This window comes from Yersinia aleksiciae, from assembly GCF_001047675.1.
Classification (GTDB): Bacteria; Pseudomonadota; Gammaproteobacteria; order Enterobacterales; family Enterobacteriaceae; genus Yersinia; species Yersinia aleksiciae.
Map to the genome: position 1 here is coordinate 398467 of NZ_CP011975.1, position 18533 is coordinate 416999.

Consider the following 18533-nt stretch of genomic DNA (forward strand, 5'->3'; position numbering starts at 1 on the left):
ATTCCTTATCAAAAAAGTTATGGTTATGATGCTGTACAGAGACAGATAGACGTCTAGACACAAAGATAGCTATAACAAAGACAGCAGCACACACACATTGCATAACTTATCGACACCATGACGGAGTTCCGGATGAAAAAAATTGCTTCCCCTTTACTGGCCCTGAGCCTGCTGACGGCACTGCCGGTATTCGCTGCGGACACCGCCACGTTAGCCCCGATCCCTGATGCTATCGCCAAACATCAAGGGCAGATTAAAATCGCGGTCATCCGTAATTTGGGTTCAGACGACAACACCACACAGTTTCTCTCTGGCGTTTTGAAAGAGGGCAAAAAGCTCGGCTTCAAAGTGGATACTTTCTTGAGCAACGGCGATGACGCCCGTTTTCAGGACTTCGTGAATCAAGCCATCAGTCAAAAATATGACGGCATTATTCTTTCTCAGGGCCGTGATCCTTACTCAACTGAGCTGGTGAAACGCATTGCGGCCAGCGGCATTGCAGTTTCCGTATTTGACACCGCGATCCAAGGCGAGATCCCTGGCTTGACTGTGACTCAGCAGGATGATGCTTCCCTCACCAATGAATCCTTCGGCCAATTGGTCAAAGACTTCAATGGCAAAGCCAATATCATCAAACTGTGGGTCGCTGGCTTCCCACCGATGGAGCGCCGTCAGGCGGCTTACCAAGCGCTACTGAAACAGAATCCGGGCATTAATGAGCTGGAGTCGATCGGTGCTGTCTCTTCAGATGTTCAAGGTGATACCGCCAATAAAGTCGGTGCAGTTTTGGCGAAATACCCGAAAGGCAAGATTGATGCAATCTGGGGTACGTGGGATGCATTTTCTCAAGGTGCCTATAAAGCCTTACAGGAGAATGGCCGGACCGAAATCAAACTGTATAGCATTGATATCTCGAATCAGGATTTGCAACTGATGCGTGAAGCCAATAGCCCGTGGAAAGTCAGTGTCGCCGTAGACCCTAAACTGATCGGTGCGGTGAACTTGCGTCTGATTGCCAAGAAAATTGCAGGTGAAGCCACACCTGCCAGCTATGAGTTCCGCGCCGCCTCCATTCCGCAAGCCTTGCTAGCCAGCCAACCCGGCCCGGTAAACGTGGCAGGTTTGAGTAAAATCATTCCGGGCTGGGGCCAGTCTGATGACTTCAACTCACCTTGGTTTGCCACCCTGGCGGCTAAAAACGCGCAGTAAAGCTAATCGACTAGGAGTGAAATAGATGGCAACGCAAGGAATCTTGCCGACACCAGAATACAGCCGCAATATGCGGCTGATTGGTCATAGCGATCAGGGCGGTAAACCAGACGGTGTGCAAGTCATGGTACATCGTGGCTACGCCTATATCGGCCATATGGTGTCACAAGGGGTATCCATTATTGATGTACGGGACGCGAAAAATCCTCGCCCTGCTGGTTTTATCGCCTCTCCCGCCAATACCTGGAACGTGCACTTACAAACCCATGATGACCTATTACTGGTGATTAACGCCCGCGACCTGTTTGCTGACGCCAGTTTTGCCGAAGAAAAAGTGTATTACACCCGCTCAGTGGCACAAACCGTCAGCACCCGTCAGGAAGGCCGTAGCTGGAGTGCCGGATTACGTATTTTTGATATCTCGACACCGGATAAACCGCGTGAAATCAGCTTCTTGCCACTTGATGGCATCGGAATTCACCGCATCTGGTACGTCGGTGGGCGCTGGGCCTATGTTTCTGCGCTACTCGATGGCTACAGTGATTATATCTTCCTGACCATTGATCTGGCTGATCCACAAAATCCCCAGGTTGCAGGCCGTTATGCGTTGCCCGGTATGCATACTGCCGCCGGTGAGCAAGCCAGCTGGCCAGAGGGCAAACGCTACGCACTGCATCATGCCATTATCAGTGGTGACACGGCCTATGGCAGCTGGCGTGATGGCGGACTGACCCTATTGGATGTCAGTGACCGACACCAGCCTAAACTGATTAGCCATCGTAACTGGAGCCCACCTTTTGGCGGCGGCACCCATACCGCACTACCACTGCCCGACCGCGATCTGTTAGTGGTACTGGATGAAGCGGTGCTGGATAATCAGGAAGATGGTGAGAAGCATATCTGGCTGTTCGATATTCGCGAACCCAGCAATCCGGTGAGTATTTCAACCTTCCCGGTACCCGATGAGCGGGATTATGTGAAAAAAGGTGCACATTTTGGCCCACATAATCTGCATGAAAATCGTCCGGGCAGTTTTATCAGCTCATCACTGATTTTTGCCACTTACCAAAATGCCGGTGTCCGTGCTTATGACATCAGCAACCCCTACCAGCCGAAGGAAACTGGGGCTTTGGTCCCCGCAGCGCCGGAAAAAATGGTGGACAAGCGCCCCGGTCGCCCGCAAGTCATTCAGTCATGTGATGTATTTGTTGATGCACAAGGGATTATCTACAGCACCGATTATAATGGTGGGTTATCGATCATCGAGTACTTAGGTTAAAAATCCCCTTTTCCCTTGACGTTGCAGGGAGGTTAGCAACCTGCACTCACTCGAATCACTGACCTGAGTCAGCTCATCGGGGTGTCCTCGCTTGCTACCGACCTGCAACGCCATTGACTTTGGGCATGCTTATTACTGGCAGGTCTACTGTTTGCAAAATATATTTCCGCGCCCCCCTCTCTCTTCTCGCCGCAATAGTCTAATGTAATGGGTCGAGCTGCCATCGTCATACTGTGCGAGTGCCATTTTTATTAGAAAAACCGCATAAAAACAGTTTGTTATCCAAATAATTAAAAAAAAGAAAATACCATGAAAGGATTTCCATCGCGTGTCACCAATTTGCTGATTGCTTCGCTGGTGTTAACCATTGGCCGAGCCGTTACCCTGCCCTTTATCACCATCTATCTTGCCGAGCATTTTCAATTGGCACCGGATAAGGTTGGGCTAGTGCTAGGGGCGAGTTTGACCTTGGGTATTTTCGCTAGCCTGTATGGCGGCTACCTGGTGGATAAATTCAATAAAAAGCGGTTGATCTTGCTGGCAATTACGCTCTTTGCGGCCACCTTCTTTACACTGCCGTGGATCGAACATCCAGCCTGGATTATCTTGATTTTGGCCCTGCTGCACTCGGCTTACTCGGTCTATGTTATCGCCATTAAAGCCTGCTTTGCCGACTGGCTGCCAGTCAACGAACGCATCAAAGCCTTTTCCGCCAACTACACACTAGTCAATGTCGGTTGGGCGGTCGGCCCGGTATTAGGGATGTTGGTGGTCAACATCGGCCCGCAAGTGCCATTTATCATTTCAGGCGTACTGGCGTTACTGGTTGCTATCGTCCTAAAATTCAGAATTAGCAGCGCCGATATGTCAGTTTCTGAACCCGGACTCACTGAATCCCCGCCTGATTTTCGCCAAACATTTCGCATCATGCGTAGCGATAAGCGGCTGATTTATTTCACCCTTGGTGGTATGTTCAGCGCGATTGTCTTCGGCCAGTTCTCCGGTTATTTATCGCAATATCTGATTACCGTTGCCGACGCCCAATTTGCCTATCAGGTGATTGGTGCAGTCATGACCGTGAATGCTGTGATTGTGATCACCCTGCAATACCTATTGAGCCGCCGTATGAACCAGCAGAATTTAATGCGCTGGTTGATGCTCGGCACCCTGTTCTTTATCATCGGTTTGCTCGGGTTTATGGTCGCTCAGGATTCAATCCCGTTATGGATGCTGGCAATGGCGATTTTCTCATTGGGCGAGATTATTGTTATTCCGGTCGAATACCTGTTTATCGATTTTATTGCGCCAGCGAACCTTAAAGGCAGTTACTATGGGGCGCAGAATCTCGGTCAACTGGGTGGGGCTGTTAACCCAGTGCTTTGTGGCTTCTTGTTAGCTTATGCCGCACCGCAAATGATGTTCTCTATGCTGATTATCGCGGCTATTTTGGGGCTGGCCTTTTTCTATCGCGGCTATCTGCTCGCCAAAGCACAGGCCACGCAATCACATCAGGTATCAGAGCCCACCCAATAATGGCAAGATGCAGTGTTTGATAGATGACGGGTATATTATTCATAGTGTGATGGCTAGCACATAATCGAAGTTAATTGTATGATGAATGTATTCCGTAACTCAGGACCCTCTCTATGCGCAATGTGACTTCACTTTGCTGGCAGTACTTGCGGGCTTTCGCCATTATTTACCTGTGCCTATGGGTCGGTAAATTTGTGGCCTTGCTACTGCCCATCACCATCCCCGGCAGTATCATCGGGATGCTGATTCTGTTTACCCTGCTGGCATCGCAAATTTTGCCCTCAACCTGGGTCAAACCCGGCTGCCGCATACTGATCCGCTACATGGCGCTGCTGTTTGTCCCGATCGGTGTCGGCGTGATGCAGTACTACGATCAGCTCACCAAGCAATTTGGCCCCATTGTAGTCTCCTGCTTTGTCAGTACCCTGATCGTGATGTTAGTGGTGGCGTATAGCTCACATTATGTCCACCGCGAACGCAAAGTTATCGGTTCTCCAACTCATAACGAGGAGGACAAATGATCAGCAACTTATGGTGGTCACTGCCGCTGACCCTAATTGTCTTCTTCGGCGCTCGCTATCTGGCCCGCTGGCTGAAAATACCGCTGCTTAACCCATTGCTAATATCTATGGTTGTGATCATTCCATTGCTGTTAGTCACCCACATGCCCTACGCCAGCTATTTTGCCGGCAGCAAAGTCCTGAATGACCTGCTACAACCTGCGGTGGTGGCCCTGGCTTTCCCGCTATATGAACAGTTACATCAAATTCGCGCGCGCTGGAAATCCATCATAACCATCTGTTTTATCGGCAGTATCACTGCCATGGTCAGTGGCACCGCCGTGGCCCTGTGGATGGGGGCGACACCCGAGATTGCCGCGTCGGTATTACCTAAATCCGTGACGACCCCTATCGCCATGGCAGTAGCCGAATCCATTCATGGCTTGCCAGCCATCAGTGCGGTATGCGTGATTTTCGTCGGTATTCTGGGGGCAGTATTTGGTCACAGCTTGCTGAATTTATTGAAAATCACCACCAAAGCCTCACGGGGTTTGGCGATGGGAACGGCTTCCCATGCTCTGGGTACCGCCCGCTGTGCTGAATTGGACTATCAGGAAGGTGCATTTAGCTCGCTGGCACTGGTTATCTGCGGGATCATCACCTCTTTGGTGGCGCCGTTTTTATTCCCAGTGCTGCTGCATCTATTCGGTTGATTGCACGTCTCTGACGGCGGTAAATCACCAAAATTAGCGCATAAATTTGAGATACATCTCTCATTAGTCATTTTACTTGCATAAATTTCATATATAACGGGATCTGCGTCACACCAATAGCCTGCTAAGCTGCCTAAAATAGCTTCCCGTTACAATTGGAGAAAATCCCATGCAAGCACGTTTTCACGCCCCTTGGGCTGAGCTGCCCGCTGCACTGCAATCCGCACTTGAACCTATTCTGAGCGCAAACGATTTCCCTGCCATGCTGACCGCCGAGCAAGTGAAAACGGTAAAAGAGATCAGTGGGTTAGATGACGATGCGCTGGCTTTCGCCTTGTTACCTCTGGCTGCCGCTTGCGCACTCACCCCCATATCCCACTTTATGGTCGGTGCCATTGCTCGCGGGAAAAGCGGCAATCTCTATTTCGGCGCCAATATGGAGTTCAGTGGTGCGCCATTGCAGCAAACCATCCATGCCGAGCAGTGTGCAGTCACTCACGCCTGGCTCCGTGGCGAAGCCGGTCTGGTATCCATCACCGTCAATTACACGCCTTGTGGCCATTGCCGCCAGTTTATGAATGAGCTGAACAGTGGCACTGATTTACATATTCATCTGCCAGGCCGCCCTGCGTCTACGTTGGGCCACTATCTGCCGGATGCCTTCGGCCCGAAAGATCTGGCGATCACCACCCTGCTGATGGATCCGGTAGATCACGGTTACTCAGTGGCAGAAACTGACCCTCTGACCCAAGCCGCACTTCATGGTGCCAACCATAGCCATGCGCCTTACAGCCTCTCTCACAGCGGTGTTGCCGTCGAACTGACTGATGGCACGATTTACACGGGCCGTTATGCTGAAAACGCGGCGTTCAACCCAAGCCTGCCACCACTGCAAGCAGCATTGATTCTGACGAATCTGTCCGGCAAAGATTGTGGCGCGATTCGCCGCGGAGTGCTGGTCGAAGGTAATAACGCGATGTTAAGTCAGTGGGATGCCACTAATGCAACACTGGCGGCCTTAGGTTGCTCAGACGTCAACCGCGTCACTTTTTAACTTAATCATTTTTAAGCTAACAAAAGCTAATTTGCTGGGGTTATATCGTTAGCCCCAGTTCACCAAACAACACATTCCCGCCGCTAATAACTAAATCTGCAAGATGACTCGCATTTCTGCCTGTGACCGACATATTTAACTAACAAAAGCTGTACATATTTCTCGTATCTTTTAGGATCGGGGTAACTACCTGATAACGTCTAAGAGTAAAATTCATGGAACTTGAATACGAAAGTAAACGCCCCCTCTATATCCCCTACGCCGGCCCTATCCTGTTAGAATTCCCTCTGCTGAACAAAGGCAGCGCCTTCACCAATGATGAACGCAGCCATTTCAATCTGCACGGCTTATTGCCGGAAGCGGTTGAAACCATTGAAGAACAAGCAGAGCGTGCCTACCGCCAGTATCAGGATTTCAAAAACGACGACGATAAGCATATCTATCTGCGCAATATCCAAGACACCAACGAAACCCTATTTTATCGCCTGCTGGAAGCGCATCTCAGCGAGATGATGCCGATTATCTACACGCCAACGGTTGGCGAAGCATGTGAACACTTTTCGGATATTTATCGCCGTGCGCGCGGGTTATTTATCTCTTACCCAAATCGTGAACACATTGACGATATGCTGCAAAACGCCACCAAGCAAAACGTTAAAGTGATCGTTGTGACCGACGGTGAACGTATTCTTGGCCTTGGCGATCAGGGCATTGGCGGCATGGGTATTCCAATCGGTAAACTGTCACTGTATACCGCGTGTGGTGGCATCAGCCCAGCTTATACATTGCCAGTGGTATTAGATGTTGGCACCAACAACCCACAGCGCCTGAATGACCCGCTGTATATGGGCTGGCGTCACCCGCGTATTTCCGGTGACGAATATTATGCTTTCGTGGATGAATTCATTCAGGCAGTAAAACGTCGCTGGCCAAATGTGCTGTTACAGTTTGAAGACTTCGCCCAGAACAATGCGACCCCGCTACTGAACCGCTACCGTGATGAACTGTGCTGCTTCAACGATGATATTCAAGGTACAGCAGCAGTGACCCTCGGCAGCCTGATTGCCGCCAGCCATGCGGCAGGCAGCCAGTTACGCGACCAAACCGTCACCTTCCTTGGGGCAGGTTCTGCGGGTTGCGGTATTGCAGAACAGATTATCGCGCAGATGATTTCAGAAGGCCTGAGTGAAGAACAAGCACGTGGGCGAGTCTTTATGGTCGACCGCTTCGGCCTGCTGACCGACAAGCTGCCGAATTTGTTGGCTTTCCAAAGCAAATTGGTACAAAAAAGTGATGCGCTGCAAAACTGGAATCTCACCAGTGACTCCATTTCACTGCTGGATGTGGTGCGCAATGCCAAACCAACCGTGCTGATTGGCGTTTCAGGTCAGCCGGGGCTGTTTACGGAAGAGTTGATCCGCGAGATGCACCAACACTGCCCACGGCCCATTGTGATGCCACTGTCTAACCCGACATCGCGGGTTGAAGCTCGGCCAGAAGATATCATTAACTGGACCGATGGTGCCGCGCTGGTCGCCACCGGTAGCCCATTCTCACCGGTTAGCTATAAAGAGAAGCTCTATCCGATTGCGCAGTGCAACAACTCCTATATCTTCCCCGGTATTGGCTTAGGTGTGCTGGCATCCGGTGCCAAACGTGTCACCGACGGTATGTTGATGGCTGCCAGTCGCGCATTGGCTGAGTGTTCACCGCTGGCGCTTAACGGCGAAGGCGCGTTACTGCCCAATATCGACGATATTCAGGCCGTTTCAAAAACCATTGCCATGCAAGTCGGCAAAGCAGCGCAGTTGCAAGGTGTCGCCATTGTGACCTCAGAAGAAGCACTGGCGAAAGCCATTGAGCATAACTACTGGCAACCTCAGTACCGCACCTATAAACGCACCTCGTTCTAAACCTAATCCGGCCTACGTTTTCACGTGGGCCGTCCCTGTAAGAACAAGAACGAAGATATCCCCAAAGTCATTGGCGTTACAGCTAGGCAGCCAGTGAGTGAATCCCGATGAGCTGACTCAGGTCAGTGATTCGGGTGAGCGAGCGCAGCTAACAACGCTGTAGCTTCAAGGACGAAGGGGATATGTATTGCGCAACATGAAAAGGTACAGTAGCCTTGCCATTATCACCAGTGAGTTGAATGCATCGAAGGCCAGAGAATGTGGAAACGCCTGATTATTAGCTTAATTACCATCGCAGGGTTGCTGATGGTCACAGCTATTGCGCTCGATCGCTGGATCAGTTGGAAAACTGCCCCCTATATCTATGACGAGCTACAAGATTTGCCCCACCGACAGGTTGGCGTGGTACTAGGCACCGCCAAATACTATCGTACTGGTGTCATTAATCAGTTTTATCAATATCGCATTCAAGGTGCGCTAAACGCTTATAACAGCGGCAAGGTTAGCTACTTACTGCTCAGTGGCGACAACGCCCTGCACAGTTATAACGAGCCGATGACCATGCGCCGTGATTTGATCGCCGCCGGTGTCCCACCCTCTGATATCGTTCTGGATTATGCCGGTTTCCGCACCTTGGACTCCATTGTCCGCACACGTAAAGTCTTTGATACCAATGATTTTATTATCATTACCCAACGCTTCCACTGCGAACGGGCGCTGTTTATCGCCCAGTATATGGGAATCCAGGCGCAGTGTTTCGCTGTACCATCGCCAAAAGATATGCTCAACGTTCGAGTCCGCGAAATCTTCGCCCGCCTCGGCGCACTATCGGATCTCTACGTCCTAAAACGCGAACCTCGCTTCCTAGGACCACTCATCCCTATTCCGGCAGTCCACGTCATACCGGATGATGCCCAAGGTTACCCCGCAGTCTCGCCCGAACAACTCGTCGAGTTAGAACACCGACTGGCGGAAGAAAAACAGAAAACCACCCCAGAGCCTGCACCAAAATGAGTTTTGGGGTGAGTTTTGAATTGGTTTGGTCTTCCTTTAGCCTTGAGCGCAATTAGAGGAAGAGGTGATTAGGGTGAGGATAGATGGGTGATCGGTTCGGTTGACGTGAGATAGGATCTGGTTTCGGTTGGTAGTCGACTCGGTGATCGGTTCGGTTGACATGAGATCGGCGTTTATTTGGCCTCTAACGCCACAACCGCCAAGGGGGTTACAAGCGCGTAACCCCCTTGGAACCCCTGCGCTAGCGCACGTATCGCTTGCCCACTTCGTGGGTACCCTCGGCTCATCATATCGCTGGCGGGACGGTGTGATTCGCAATCCATTGCTCAAGCACACCTCAACCCGCCGTCCATGGCGGGTTGCCCTTGCGACACTCTTCACTCGGCAGCTCAAATGTGCTTTTAACTTCAAAACCTAAAAACAGGGTTTTGAATTGGCTTTTGACGTCAGGCGCAATCAGGAATATTGCCGACAAGGATGGAGGGTAGAGTGAGCGGGCAGGACGCCCGCGAAAAGCGCGCTTGAGCAATGGATTGCGAATCGCGCTGGCTCGTTAGCCCGAAAGACGTGGGAGGTTGACCCGCAGGGCAATATTTCGCGCAAGGCGCGGGTGTTGGGCCGCCGCCCTGCGGCCCGACTCGGTTGAAGCCGCGAGGGTTAGGTAGTCACTGAACGCCTATCAACCGAAACCTGCCCCCTTCCTACCTTCACTCTTCACTCAGCAGCTCAAATGTGCTTTTAACATCAAGATCAACCCCATGGTTTTTGGCCTTTGACGTTGAGCGCAATCAGGAATATTGCCGACAAGGATAGAGGGTAGAGTGAGCGGGCAGGACACCCGCGAAAAGCGCGCTTGAGCAATGGATTGCGAATCGCGCTGGCTCGTTAGCCCGAAAGACGTGGGAGGTTGACCCGCAGGGCAATATTTCGCGCAAGGCGCGGGTGTTGGGCCGCCGCCCTGCGGCCCGACTCGGTTGAAGCCGCGAGGGTTAGGTAGTCACTGAACGCCTATCAACCGAAACCTGATCCATTCCTACCTTCACTCTTCACTCTTCACTCGGCAGCTCAAATGTGCTTTTAACTTCAAAACCTAAAAACAGGGTTTTGAATTGGCCTTTGACGTTGAGCGCAATCAGGAATATTGCCGACAAGGATGGAGGGTAGAGTGAGCGGGCAGGACGCCCGCGAAAAGCGCGCTTGAGCAATGGATTGCGAATCGCGCTGGCTCGTCAGCCCGAAAGACGCGGGAGGTTGACCCGCAGGGCAATATTTCGCGCAAGGCGCGGGTGTTGGGCCGCCGCCCTGCGGCCCGACTCGGTTGAGGCCGCGAGGGTAAGGTGAACACTGAACAAATATCAACCGAAACCTGATCCCTTCCTACCTTCACTCTTCACTCGGCAGCTCAAATGTGCTTTTAACATCAAGATCAACCCCATGGTTTTTGGCCTTTGACGTTGAGCGCAATCAGGAATATTGCCGACAAGGATAGAGGGTAGAGTGAGCGGGCAGGACGCCCGCGAAAAGCGCACTTGAGCAATGGATTGCGAATCGCGCTGGCTCGTTAGCCCGAAAGACGTGGGAGGTTGACCCGCAGGGCAATATTTCGCGCAAGGCGCGGGTGTTGGGCCGCCGCCCTGCGGCCCGACTCGGTTGAGGCCGCGAGGGTAAGGTGATCACTGAACGCCTATCAACCGAAACCTGACCCCTTCCTACCTTCACTCTTCACTCTTCACTCGGCAGCTCAAATGTGCTTTTAACTTCAAAACCTAAAAACAGGGTTTTGAATTGGCTTTTGACGTCAGGCGCAATCAGGAATATTGCCGACAAGGAGAGAGGGTAGAGTGAGCGGGCAGGACGCCCGCGAAAAGCGCGCTTGAGCAATGGATTGCGAATCGCGCTGGCTCGTCAGCCCGAAAGACGCGGGAGGTTGACCCGCAGGGCAATATTTCGCGCAAGGCGCGGGTGTTGGGCCGCCGCCCTGCGGCCCGACTCGGTTGAGGCCGCGAGGGTAAGGTGATCACTGAACGAATATCAACCGAAACCTGATCCATTCCTACCTTCACTCGGCAGCTCAAATGTGCTTTTAACTTCAAAAACCAATTCAAAACAAAAGACCGTGATTTTGACTTTTTCTTTTGCTCTTGAGCGCAATCAGGAATATTGCCGACAAGGAGAGAGGGTAGAGTGAGCGGGCAGGACGCCCGCGAAAAGCGCGCTTGAGCAATGGATTGCGAATCGCGCTGGCTCGTCAGCCCGAAAGACGCGGGAGGTTCACCCGCAGGGCAATATTTCGCGCAAGGCGCGGGTGTTGGGCCGCCGCCCTGCGGCCCGACTCGGTTGAGGCCGCGAGGGTAAGGTGATCACTGAACGAATATCAACCGAAACCTGATCCAATAACCAACAACCAAATCAATCACCTAAACACCTATCAACCGAAACCTGCCCCCCTCACCCCTGCCCCAAAAACCCCCTCACATCATCCTCAACCTCCCCCATCTCCTGCAACAACTGCAACGTCTCCAGTGCCTCATCCTCATCCAGCCGACTCATGGCAAACCCCACATGCACCAACACCCAATGACCGATCAATGCCGCACTGGCCTGCGCATCCTCCGCCACCAGCATAATATTGACACTGCGCCGCACGCCGCACACATCCACCCAAGCGGTACCCGCCTGCATCTCATCCAATGCCACAATTTGCCCTGGAATGCCTATACACATAATCTGACCCCTGCGTCTTCCCATCGCGCTGTTTCAGCTACAAAAAGTAAATTCATTCCACCTCCAGCCGCTTAATCATCACCCCATCATCCGCCGCGCCAATACGTAAGTGGCTCCCCGCACACAACGGGCAGCGCGTCACTTTGCTGCTCAGTAAATTCACGTCCTGCTGGCAGTCGTGGCACCACACCTGCGACTGCTGCTGGCTAAGGTGTAAGATGCAGCCTTCCGCCAGCGTGCCACGGCACACCAGTTCAAAACAGAACTCTAATGCCTGCGGCTCGACACAGGAAAATGCACCGGTTTCCAGCCACACGCCGGTAATCCGCTGCGCGCCATGCAGCCGCGCCTGCTGCTCCATCATAGTAATGGCGTTCTGGCACAAGGTGATCTCATGCATGACTCTGCTGCTCCTGTGGGGGGTGATTGCTCTCTACAAAGCAATGCAAAGAAGATGCCAGCAATACAGTGCTTTCTCGCAGCGCGTTGACCTATATAATAATCTGATAAATAACGAGATTGTCCCGATTCGATTCACGACAAATTCACCAGTCCAATAATCACTGTCGAAGTGTCATCGCTGAGTATGGATTTCGTCACTAATGTCGACACTTCGCGGTGGCAATCATCCTGTTTTTACCGCCTTTTACCTCAAGGCTCACTCTCTGCCCTTGGCCTAACCCACAGCCAACGGGCCTCCACGCGGCTTTTTCCACGGCCCCTGCTGTACTGGCACAAAATATGCTTTAGAACTGGGAAATGAACGCTATCAGCCTGACTGTCACCAGATTTTTGTCCCGGAGGGTATGGCTATGAACCGCTTTGTGATTGCGGAGCCGAGGCTTTGTATTGGATGCAATACCTGCATGGCTGCTTGCAGCCAAGTGCATAAAGCCGAGGGTTTACAAGAGCATCCCAGATTGACCCTGATGCGTAATGCTACGGTTACAGCACCGATTCTCTGTCGCCACTGTGAAGATGCGTGGTGTGCACGGGTTTGCCCGGTAAATGCCATCACCCTGACCAATAATTCGGTTGAATTGGATGAAACCACCTGCATCGGCTGCAAACTCTGCGGCATCGCCTGCCCGTTTGGCGCGATCACCCCTGCGGGCAGTAAACCCTTGGCGGTGCCGGACACTTTCCCGGAATACATTCCGATGACCGCACTGTCCGATGTGCCATTCAGTCCAGCCAATATGAATCCCTTCCTCGCCTGGAACGCAGGGGTGCGCACCGTGGCGGTGAAATGTGACTTATGCCACTTCCAGCCGGAAGGGCCGGAGTGTGTGCGGGTCTGCCCGACCAACGCCTTGATGCTGGTGGATGAACAGAGCATCGAACAGGCGAATCAGGCTAAGCGCATGGCGGCGGCCAGCGGGTTTGCGAATGAGCTGCCCTTTATGACAGTGGACAGTTCAGCCACCCTCTCTCACAGGGAGCAGAAAAGATGATGACTTCGCTTGAGCTATTGTGGCTCTCTTTATTGCTCTATCTGGCTGGCGCGCTGCTCTCTTTACTGCTGGCACGACGTGAAACCCTGGCGATCTATGCCTCGGGGTTGGCTTCGTTGCTGGGCGGCATCACGGGTCTGTTGGCGGCCGCGCCCACCTTACTGGGCGGCGGTATTATTACCTTCGTCACTGCGGGACCCTTCCCCTTCGCCGCCTTCAGTCTGCGCCTTGACCCACTGGCCGCCTTTATGTTGCTGGTCATTTCATTGCTGGTAGTGATAACTGCACTCTATTCATTGGCCTACGTACAGGAGTACAAAGGGCGCGGGGCGTGGGGAATGGGGGTGTTTATGAACCTGTTCATCGCCTCAATGGTGGCACTGGTGGTGGTGGATAACGCCTTCTATTTCATCGTGTTCTTCGAAATGATGTCGCTGGCTTCCTATTTCCTGGTGATCTCCGATCAGGATGACGACGCCATCAGCGCGGGCCTGCTCTACTTTCTGATTGCCCATGCCGGTTCTGTGCTGATTATGATCGCCTTCTTCCTGCTCTATCGCCTCAGCGGCAGTCTGGAGTTTGCCGCCTTCCGGCAGGCAGATCCGCAACCGGTTATGGCCTCGATTATCTTCTTGTTAGCCTTCTTCGGCTTTGGTGCTAAAGCGGGGATGCTGCCGCTCCATGGCTGGTTACCGCGCGCGCACCCTGCCGCGCCCTCTCATGCCTCGGCCCTGATGTCCGGAGTGATGGTGAAGATCGGCATCTTCGGCATCATCAAGGTGGGTATTGATTTACTCGGTGCCAGCCAACTGTGGTGGGGGGTGGTGGTGCTGGCATTCGGTGCGGTGTCATCAGTGTTGGGGGTGCTGTATGCACTGGCGGAGCACGATATCAAGCGGCTGCTGGCTTATCACACGGTTGAAAATATCGGCATTATCCTGATGGGCGTCGGCGTAGGCATGATAGGCATCGCCAGCCAACAGCCGGTATTGGCCGCCCTCGGCCTGCTTGGCGCACTCTACCATCTGCTTAACCACGCGGTCTTCAAAGGGCTGCTGTTCCTCGGTGCTGGGGCGGTGATTTATCGCGTACACACCAAGGATATGGAGAAGATGGGCGGACTTGCCAGAGTGATGCCTTACACCGCACTGGCCTTTTTGGTCGGCTGTATGGCGATCTCGGCCCTGCCGCCGTTCAATGGTTTCGTCAGTGAATGGTTCACCTACCAATCACTGTTTACCATGACCAAAGATGGCGGTTTTATGATTCGGCTGGCGGGGCCGATTGCCATTGTGATGCTGGCGATCACTGGTGCACTGGCGGCGATGTGCTTCGTTAAAGTCTACGGCATCAGTTTTTGTGGTCTGCCGCGTACCGAAAAAGCGGCTCAGGCGCGGGAAGTGCCGTGGCCGATGACCGCCGCCATGTTGCTGCTGGCGCTGCTCTGTCTGGCGTTGGGGATCGGCGCGACCCATGTGGCTCCGGTGATTGCCCGCATCGCCGCGAGCTTAATCACTGCCCCATCAGTGCCGACTTTGCAGGTGGCACAAGGCGCGGTGCTGTTCCCGCAACATAGCTCCCAAGCGATGCTCTCCACCCTCTACATCTTCTTTGGCTTACTGATCTTGCCGCTGGTGATTTTACTGGTCGCCAGCCTCTACAAAGGCCGCCGTCTGGCGTTCCGTCATGGTGGCGACCCTTGGGCCTGCGGCTATGCCTACGAGCAGGCGATGACCGTCTCCGCTGGGGGCTTTACTCAGCCGCTGCGGGTGATGTTCGCCCCGCTCTACCGAATGCGCAAAAAGCTGGACCCCGCACCGATGATGCAGAGCGCATTGGAGCACTCAATCAGTGGCGCGACACGGGTGGAACCGGTCTGGGACGACAAAGTTGTGGCCCCGCTTATCCGCCTGATCCAATGGCTCAGCCAGCGTATTCAGTGGCTGCAACAGGGTGATTTCCGCCTCTACTGTCTGTATGTGGTCGCCGCGCTGGTGATTCTGCTGATTGTGGCGGCTATTTAAGGAGACGAGCAATGCCAACTACTGATATGCCTGCGGTCTCTATGATGGCCTTTGCCTTCGGGCAGGCGCTGTTCATGCTGGCGCTGGCCCCGCTGATGTCGGGTATCTCCCGCATGGTGAAAGCCCGAATGCACTCCCGCCGTGGGCCAGGGGTGCTGCAAGAGTATCGCGATTTAGCCAAGCTGCTGAAACGGCAAGATGTGGCTCCGGCCAACGCGGGCATCATCTTCCGCCTGATGCCCTATGTGCTACTGGGCAGCATGTTGCTGATTGCCATGGCGTTACCTACCTTCACGCTGGCATCGCCGTTTGGGGTAGCGGGGGATCTGATCGCCCTGCTCTATCTGTTCGCGCTGTTCCGCTTCTTCTTCTCGCTGGCCGGACTGGACAGCGGCAGCATCTTCGCCGGTATCGGTGCCAGTCGTGAGTTGACGCTGGGTGTGCTGGTCGAACCAACGCTAATCCTCTCACTGTTGGTGGTCGGGCTGATTGCCGGTTCGACCAATATCGGCACCATCAGTACCGCGCTGTCTGAGGGCCACTGGCAGTCACCGACCGCCACTGCGCTAGCGTTGCTGGCCTGCGGTTTCGCGGTGTTTATCGAGATGGGAAAAATCCCGTTTGATGTCGCCGAAGCGGAGCAAGAGCTACAGGAGGGGCCGCTGACAGAATACTCCGGCGCGTCACTGGGGCTGGTCAAATGGGGCATCAGCCTAAAACAAGTGGTAGTGGCGCAACTGTTCCTTGGCGTGTTTATCCCGTTCGGCAAGCTGGCGGTGCTGAGCGGGCCGGGCCTGTTATGGGCGCTGGTGGCCTGCGTTATCAAATTGGCGGTGGTATTTGTCCTCGCCTCTATCGTGGAAAACAGCATCGCCCGTGGGCGCTTCCTGTTGACCTCCCGTGTTACCTGGCTGGGGTTTGGCGTTGCCGCGCTCTCCCTGGTTTTCTATCTCACCGGTCTTTAAGGAGCTAATAAACCCATCATGGAGAACATGGCTCTTATGAATGTCGCCCTTGCGACCATTTTAGTCCCGTTTGTCGGGGCTATCCTCACCGCCTGTCTGCCACAGCGCATGGCGAAATGGTCCTGTACCCTGTTTGCGCTGCTGGCTACCTTGGGGACGGTACTGTTGGCCTATGGCTACTTAACCGGCGGGAAGATAGATGTCACCTTTGAGCTGATTCATTACGGTGATATAGCGCTGTTTGGTCTGACTATCGACCGCATCAGCACTCTGATTGCTTTCGCCGTGGTATTCCTCGGGCTGCTGGTGAGCATTTACTCCACCGGTTATCTGACACTGGGGAACCGCGAACACCCGCACGAAGGCACGAACCGCTACTACGCACTGCTACTGGTATTCATCGGTGCAATGGCGGGTTTGGTTTTATCATCCACCCTGCTGGGTCAGCTGTTCTTCTTTGAAATCACGGGCGGCTGCTCGTGGGGATTGATTGGTTACTACCAGAGCCAGAAATCCCTGCGCTCGGCGCTAAAGGCACTGTTGGTCACTCATGTTGCGGCCATCGGCCTCTATTTGGCGGCGGCGGTGCTGCTGGTCAATACCGGTACTTTTGCCCTGACGGCGCTAGCACAGCTGGATCACACCACCAAAATCATTGTATTCGGCGGCATCCTGTTTGCTGCGTGGGGAAAATCAGCCCAGTTGCCACTCCACATCTGGTTGCCCGATGCGATGGAAGCACCGACCCCGGTCAGCTCCTATCTCCACGCCGCTTCAATGGTCAAAGTGGGCGTCTATATCTTCGCCCGCGCTATCTACTCGGCGGGTGACGTGCCGCAGATTATCGGCACAGTGGGCATGGTGATGGCGGTTATCACGCTGATTTATGGCTTCTTCATGTATCTGCCGCAAAAAGATATGAAACGGCTGCTCGCCTACTCCACCATTACCCAGCTCTCCTACATCTTCTTTGCGCTGTCACTGGCGATCTACGGCTCGAAAATGGCCTTTGATGGCGGCATTGCTTACATCTTTAACCATGCCTTCGCCAAGAGTCTGTTCTTCCTGGTGGCGGGTGCGCTGAGCTACAGCTGTGGCACCCGCCTGTTACCGAAACTCAAAGGCATCATGGGCAAAATGCCGCTGCTGGGGGTGGGATTCTGTGTCGCCGCACTGGCGATCACCGGAGTGCCGCCATTCAACGGCTTCTTCAGCAAATTCCCTATTTTTGCCGCCGGCTTCTCACTGTCGCACGAACATTGGCTGCTGATACCGCTGCTGGTCTTGGCGCTGATTGAGTCGGTGGCGAGCTTCGGCTGGTTCCTTTACTGGTTCGGTCAAACGGTGCCGGGCAAGCCATCAGAAGAGGTTGCCAGTGCCAAACCGCTACCGCTAGCGATGCAGGGGGTGCTGGTCATTTTGGTGATCATGTCAGTGTGCTCAAGCTTTATTGCCGTCGCCTGGCTCGGATAAGGGAGTAAAAAATGACCGGAACACTACTCATCAACAGTCTTGTCATCAACAATCTTGCAGGGTTGCTGATCATTACCTCGCTGCTGGTAATTATCGTGAAAAAACCCGCTACCTCAGCGCTGTTTTATGCCTTGCAATCGCTGGTCTTGGTGCTGATTTTTCTGGTGCTGGCTGAAACACTCAACGCCCACGAATTGTACTTGTGGTCGCTAACCGCGTTTATCACCAAGGTGGTGCTGGTGCCGTGGATCATGTACCGCGCCTTTCGCCAGATGGAGGACCCCAAAGCCAACGGCGGGGTAATTGGCACTGCCAGCCTGATTTTTATCGCCGCCATCATCATTTTGCTGAGCTACTTCGTGGTCGAACCGGTGCAGTTGCCGATGGTCAGCGCCCTGAAACCGGCACTGGCGGTGTCACTGGGGCATTTTCTGATTGGCCTGCTGTGTATCGTTACCCAGCGCAATATTCTGAAAAATATCTTTGGCTACTGCCTGATGGAGAACGGCGCGCATTTGATGCTAGCGCTGCTGGCCTTCCGCGCACCGGAGCTGGTCGAGATTGGTATTGCCACTGATGCCATCTTCGCGGTGGTCGTGATGACGCTAATGGCGCGCAAGATTTACCGCACGCTGCACACGCTGGATGTTAAACAACTGACGGCGCTAAAGGGGTAAT

At 53.5% G+C, this 18533-nt stretch carries 15 protein-coding genes; 13 read left to right on the forward strand and 2 right to left on the reverse strand.

Annotated features, from left to right (window positions below; translation table 11 throughout):
- The first annotated feature begins 132 nt into the window (after positions 1–132).
- The 8 genes from ACZ76_RS01970 (at position 133) to sanA (ending at position 9215) form a co-directional block, all read left to right on the forward strand.
- Positions 133–1209: a sugar ABC transporter substrate-binding protein gene (locus tag ACZ76_RS01970; protein WP_048616313.1), complete on the forward strand. Its 1077-nt coding sequence runs from the start codon at positions 133–135 to the stop codon at positions 1207–1209.
- A gap of 25 nt (positions 1210–1234) precedes the next feature.
- Positions 1235–2488 (forward strand): LVIVD repeat-containing protein, encoded by a 1254-nt coding sequence (locus ACZ76_RS01975; RefSeq protein WP_048616314.1) that lies wholly within the window; start codon positions 1235–1237, stop codon positions 2486–2488.
- Positions 2489–2797: 309 nt separating this feature from the next.
- Positions 2798–4021 carry an MFS transporter gene (locus ACZ76_RS01980; RefSeq protein ID WP_048616316.1) on the forward strand — a complete coding sequence of 408 codons (1224 nt, stop codon included), beginning with the start codon at positions 2798–2800 and terminating at the stop codon, positions 4019–4021.
- A 113-nt stretch (positions 4022–4134) separates the two neighbouring features.
- Positions 4135–4542: a CidA/LrgA family protein gene (locus ACZ76_RS01985; protein WP_048616318.1), complete on the forward strand. Its 408-nt coding sequence runs from the start codon at positions 4135–4137 to the stop codon at positions 4540–4542.
- Positions 4539–5234, forward strand: coding sequence for a CidB/LrgB family autolysis modulator (locus ACZ76_RS01990; RefSeq protein ID WP_048616319.1), 696 nt, complete (start codon positions 4539–4541; stop codon positions 5232–5234). The genes ACZ76_RS01985 and ACZ76_RS01990 overlap by 4 nt, the downstream gene beginning before the upstream one ends.
- 169 nt (positions 5235–5403) lie before the next feature.
- Positions 5404–6288 (forward strand): cytidine deaminase, encoded by an 885-nt coding sequence (gene cdd, locus ACZ76_RS01995; protein ID WP_048616322.1) that lies wholly within the window; start codon positions 5404–5406, stop codon positions 6286–6288.
- A 215-nt stretch (positions 6289–6503) separates the two neighbouring features.
- Entirely contained in the window at positions 6504–8201 is a 1698-nt protein-coding gene (locus ACZ76_RS02000; RefSeq protein ID WP_048616324.1) for an NAD-dependent malic enzyme, read from the forward strand.
- Positions 8202–8459: 258 nt separating this feature from the next.
- Positions 8460–9215 carry an outer membrane permeability protein SanA gene (gene sanA, locus ACZ76_RS02005; RefSeq protein ID WP_048616326.1) on the forward strand — a complete coding sequence of 252 codons (756 nt, stop codon included), beginning with the start codon at positions 8460–8462 and terminating at the stop codon, positions 9213–9215.
- Positions 9216–11663: 2448 nt separating this feature from the next.
- Here the strand turns inward: sanA and ACZ76_RS02010 are convergent.
- Together ACZ76_RS02010 and hypA are read right to left on the reverse strand one after the other, a co-directional pair.
- Entirely contained in the window at positions 11664–11939 is a 276-nt protein-coding gene (locus ACZ76_RS02010; protein WP_048616328.1) for a HypC/HybG/HupF family hydrogenase formation chaperone, read from the reverse strand.
- A gap of 52 nt (positions 11940–11991) precedes the next feature.
- Positions 11992–12339, reverse strand: a complete 348-nt coding sequence (hypA, locus tag ACZ76_RS02015; protein ID WP_048616330.1) for a hydrogenase maturation nickel metallochaperone HypA — start codon at positions 12337–12339, stop codon at positions 11992–11994.
- A 412-nt stretch (positions 12340–12751) separates the two neighbouring features.
- On the opposite strand from hypA, the gene ACZ76_RS02020 reads away from it, so the two are divergent.
- Genes ACZ76_RS02020 through hyfE form a run of 5 tightly spaced genes read left to right on the forward strand, consistent with a single transcriptional unit; the run spans position 12752 to position 18532 of the window.
- Positions 12752–13393, forward strand: coding sequence for a 4Fe-4S dicluster domain-containing protein (locus ACZ76_RS02020; protein WP_048616331.1), 642 nt, complete (start codon positions 12752–12754; stop codon positions 13391–13393).
- On the forward strand, positions 13390–15417 hold the full coding sequence (gene hyfB / locus ACZ76_RS02025; protein WP_048616333.1) for a hydrogenase 4 subunit B: 2028 nt from the start codon (positions 13390–13392) through the stop codon (positions 15415–15417). The genes ACZ76_RS02020 and hyfB overlap by 4 nt, the downstream gene beginning before the upstream one ends.
- A gap of 11 nt (positions 15418–15428) precedes the next feature.
- Entirely contained in the window at positions 15429–16382 is a 954-nt protein-coding gene (locus ACZ76_RS02030) for a respiratory chain complex I subunit 1 family protein (protein WP_048616335.1), read from the forward strand.
- 18 nt (positions 16383–16400) lie between these two features.
- Complete coding sequence (locus tag ACZ76_RS02035; RefSeq protein ID WP_048616337.1) at positions 16401–17855, forward strand: hydrogenase 4 subunit D; 1455 nt, start codon at positions 16401–16403, stop codon at positions 17853–17855.
- Between the two features lie 11 nt (positions 17856–17866).
- Entirely contained in the window at positions 17867–18532 is a 666-nt protein-coding gene (gene hyfE, locus ACZ76_RS02040) for a hydrogenase 4 membrane subunit (protein WP_048616339.1), read from the forward strand.
- The last annotated feature ends 1 nt before the right edge of the window (position 18533 follow it).

What these genes read in the sequence shown, in the direction of transcription:
- ACZ76_RS01970 (WP_048616313.1), top strand. Translation starts at nt 133, where the DNA reads ATGAAAAAAATTGCTTCCCCTTTACTGGCCCTGAGCCTGCTGACGGCA.
- ACZ76_RS01975 (WP_048616314.1), top strand. Translation starts at nt 1,235, where the DNA reads ATGGCAACGCAAGGAATCTTGCCGACACCAGAATACAGCCGCAATATG.
- ACZ76_RS01980 (WP_048616316.1), top strand. Translation starts at nt 2,798, where the DNA reads ATGAAAGGATTTCCATCGCGTGTCACCAATTTGCTGATTGCTTCGCTG.
- ACZ76_RS01985 (WP_048616318.1), top strand. Translation starts at nt 4,135, where the DNA reads ATGCGCAATGTGACTTCACTTTGCTGGCAGTACTTGCGGGCTTTCGCC.
- ACZ76_RS01990 (WP_048616319.1), top strand. Translation starts at nt 4,539, where the DNA reads ATGATCAGCAACTTATGGTGGTCACTGCCGCTGACCCTAATTGTCTTC.
- cdd (WP_048616322.1), top strand. Translation starts at nt 5,404, where the DNA reads ATGCAAGCACGTTTTCACGCCCCTTGGGCTGAGCTGCCCGCTGCACTG.
- ACZ76_RS02000 (WP_048616324.1), top strand. Translation starts at nt 6,504, where the DNA reads ATGGAACTTGAATACGAAAGTAAACGCCCCCTCTATATCCCCTACGCC.
- sanA (WP_048616326.1), top strand. Translation starts at nt 8,460, where the DNA reads ATGTGGAAACGCCTGATTATTAGCTTAATTACCATCGCAGGGTTGCTG.
- ACZ76_RS02010 (WP_048616328.1), bottom strand. Translation starts at nt 11,939, where the DNA reads ATGTGTATAGGCATTCCAGGGCAAATTGTGGCATTGGATGAGATGCAG.
- hypA (WP_048616330.1), bottom strand. Translation starts at nt 12,339, where the DNA reads ATGCATGAGATCACCTTGTGCCAGAACGCCATTACTATGATGGAGCAG.
- ACZ76_RS02020 (WP_048616331.1), top strand. Translation starts at nt 12,752, where the DNA reads ATGAACCGCTTTGTGATTGCGGAGCCGAGGCTTTGTATTGGATGCAAT.
- hyfB (WP_048616333.1), top strand. Translation starts at nt 13,390, where the DNA reads ATGATGACTTCGCTTGAGCTATTGTGGCTCTCTTTATTGCTCTATCTG.
- ACZ76_RS02030 (WP_048616335.1), top strand. Translation starts at nt 15,429, where the DNA reads ATGCCAACTACTGATATGCCTGCGGTCTCTATGATGGCCTTTGCCTTC.
- ACZ76_RS02035 (WP_048616337.1), top strand. Translation starts at nt 16,401, where the DNA reads ATGGAGAACATGGCTCTTATGAATGTCGCCCTTGCGACCATTTTAGTC.
- hyfE (WP_048616339.1), top strand. Translation starts at nt 17,867, where the DNA reads ATGACCGGAACACTACTCATCAACAGTCTTGTCATCAACAATCTTGCA.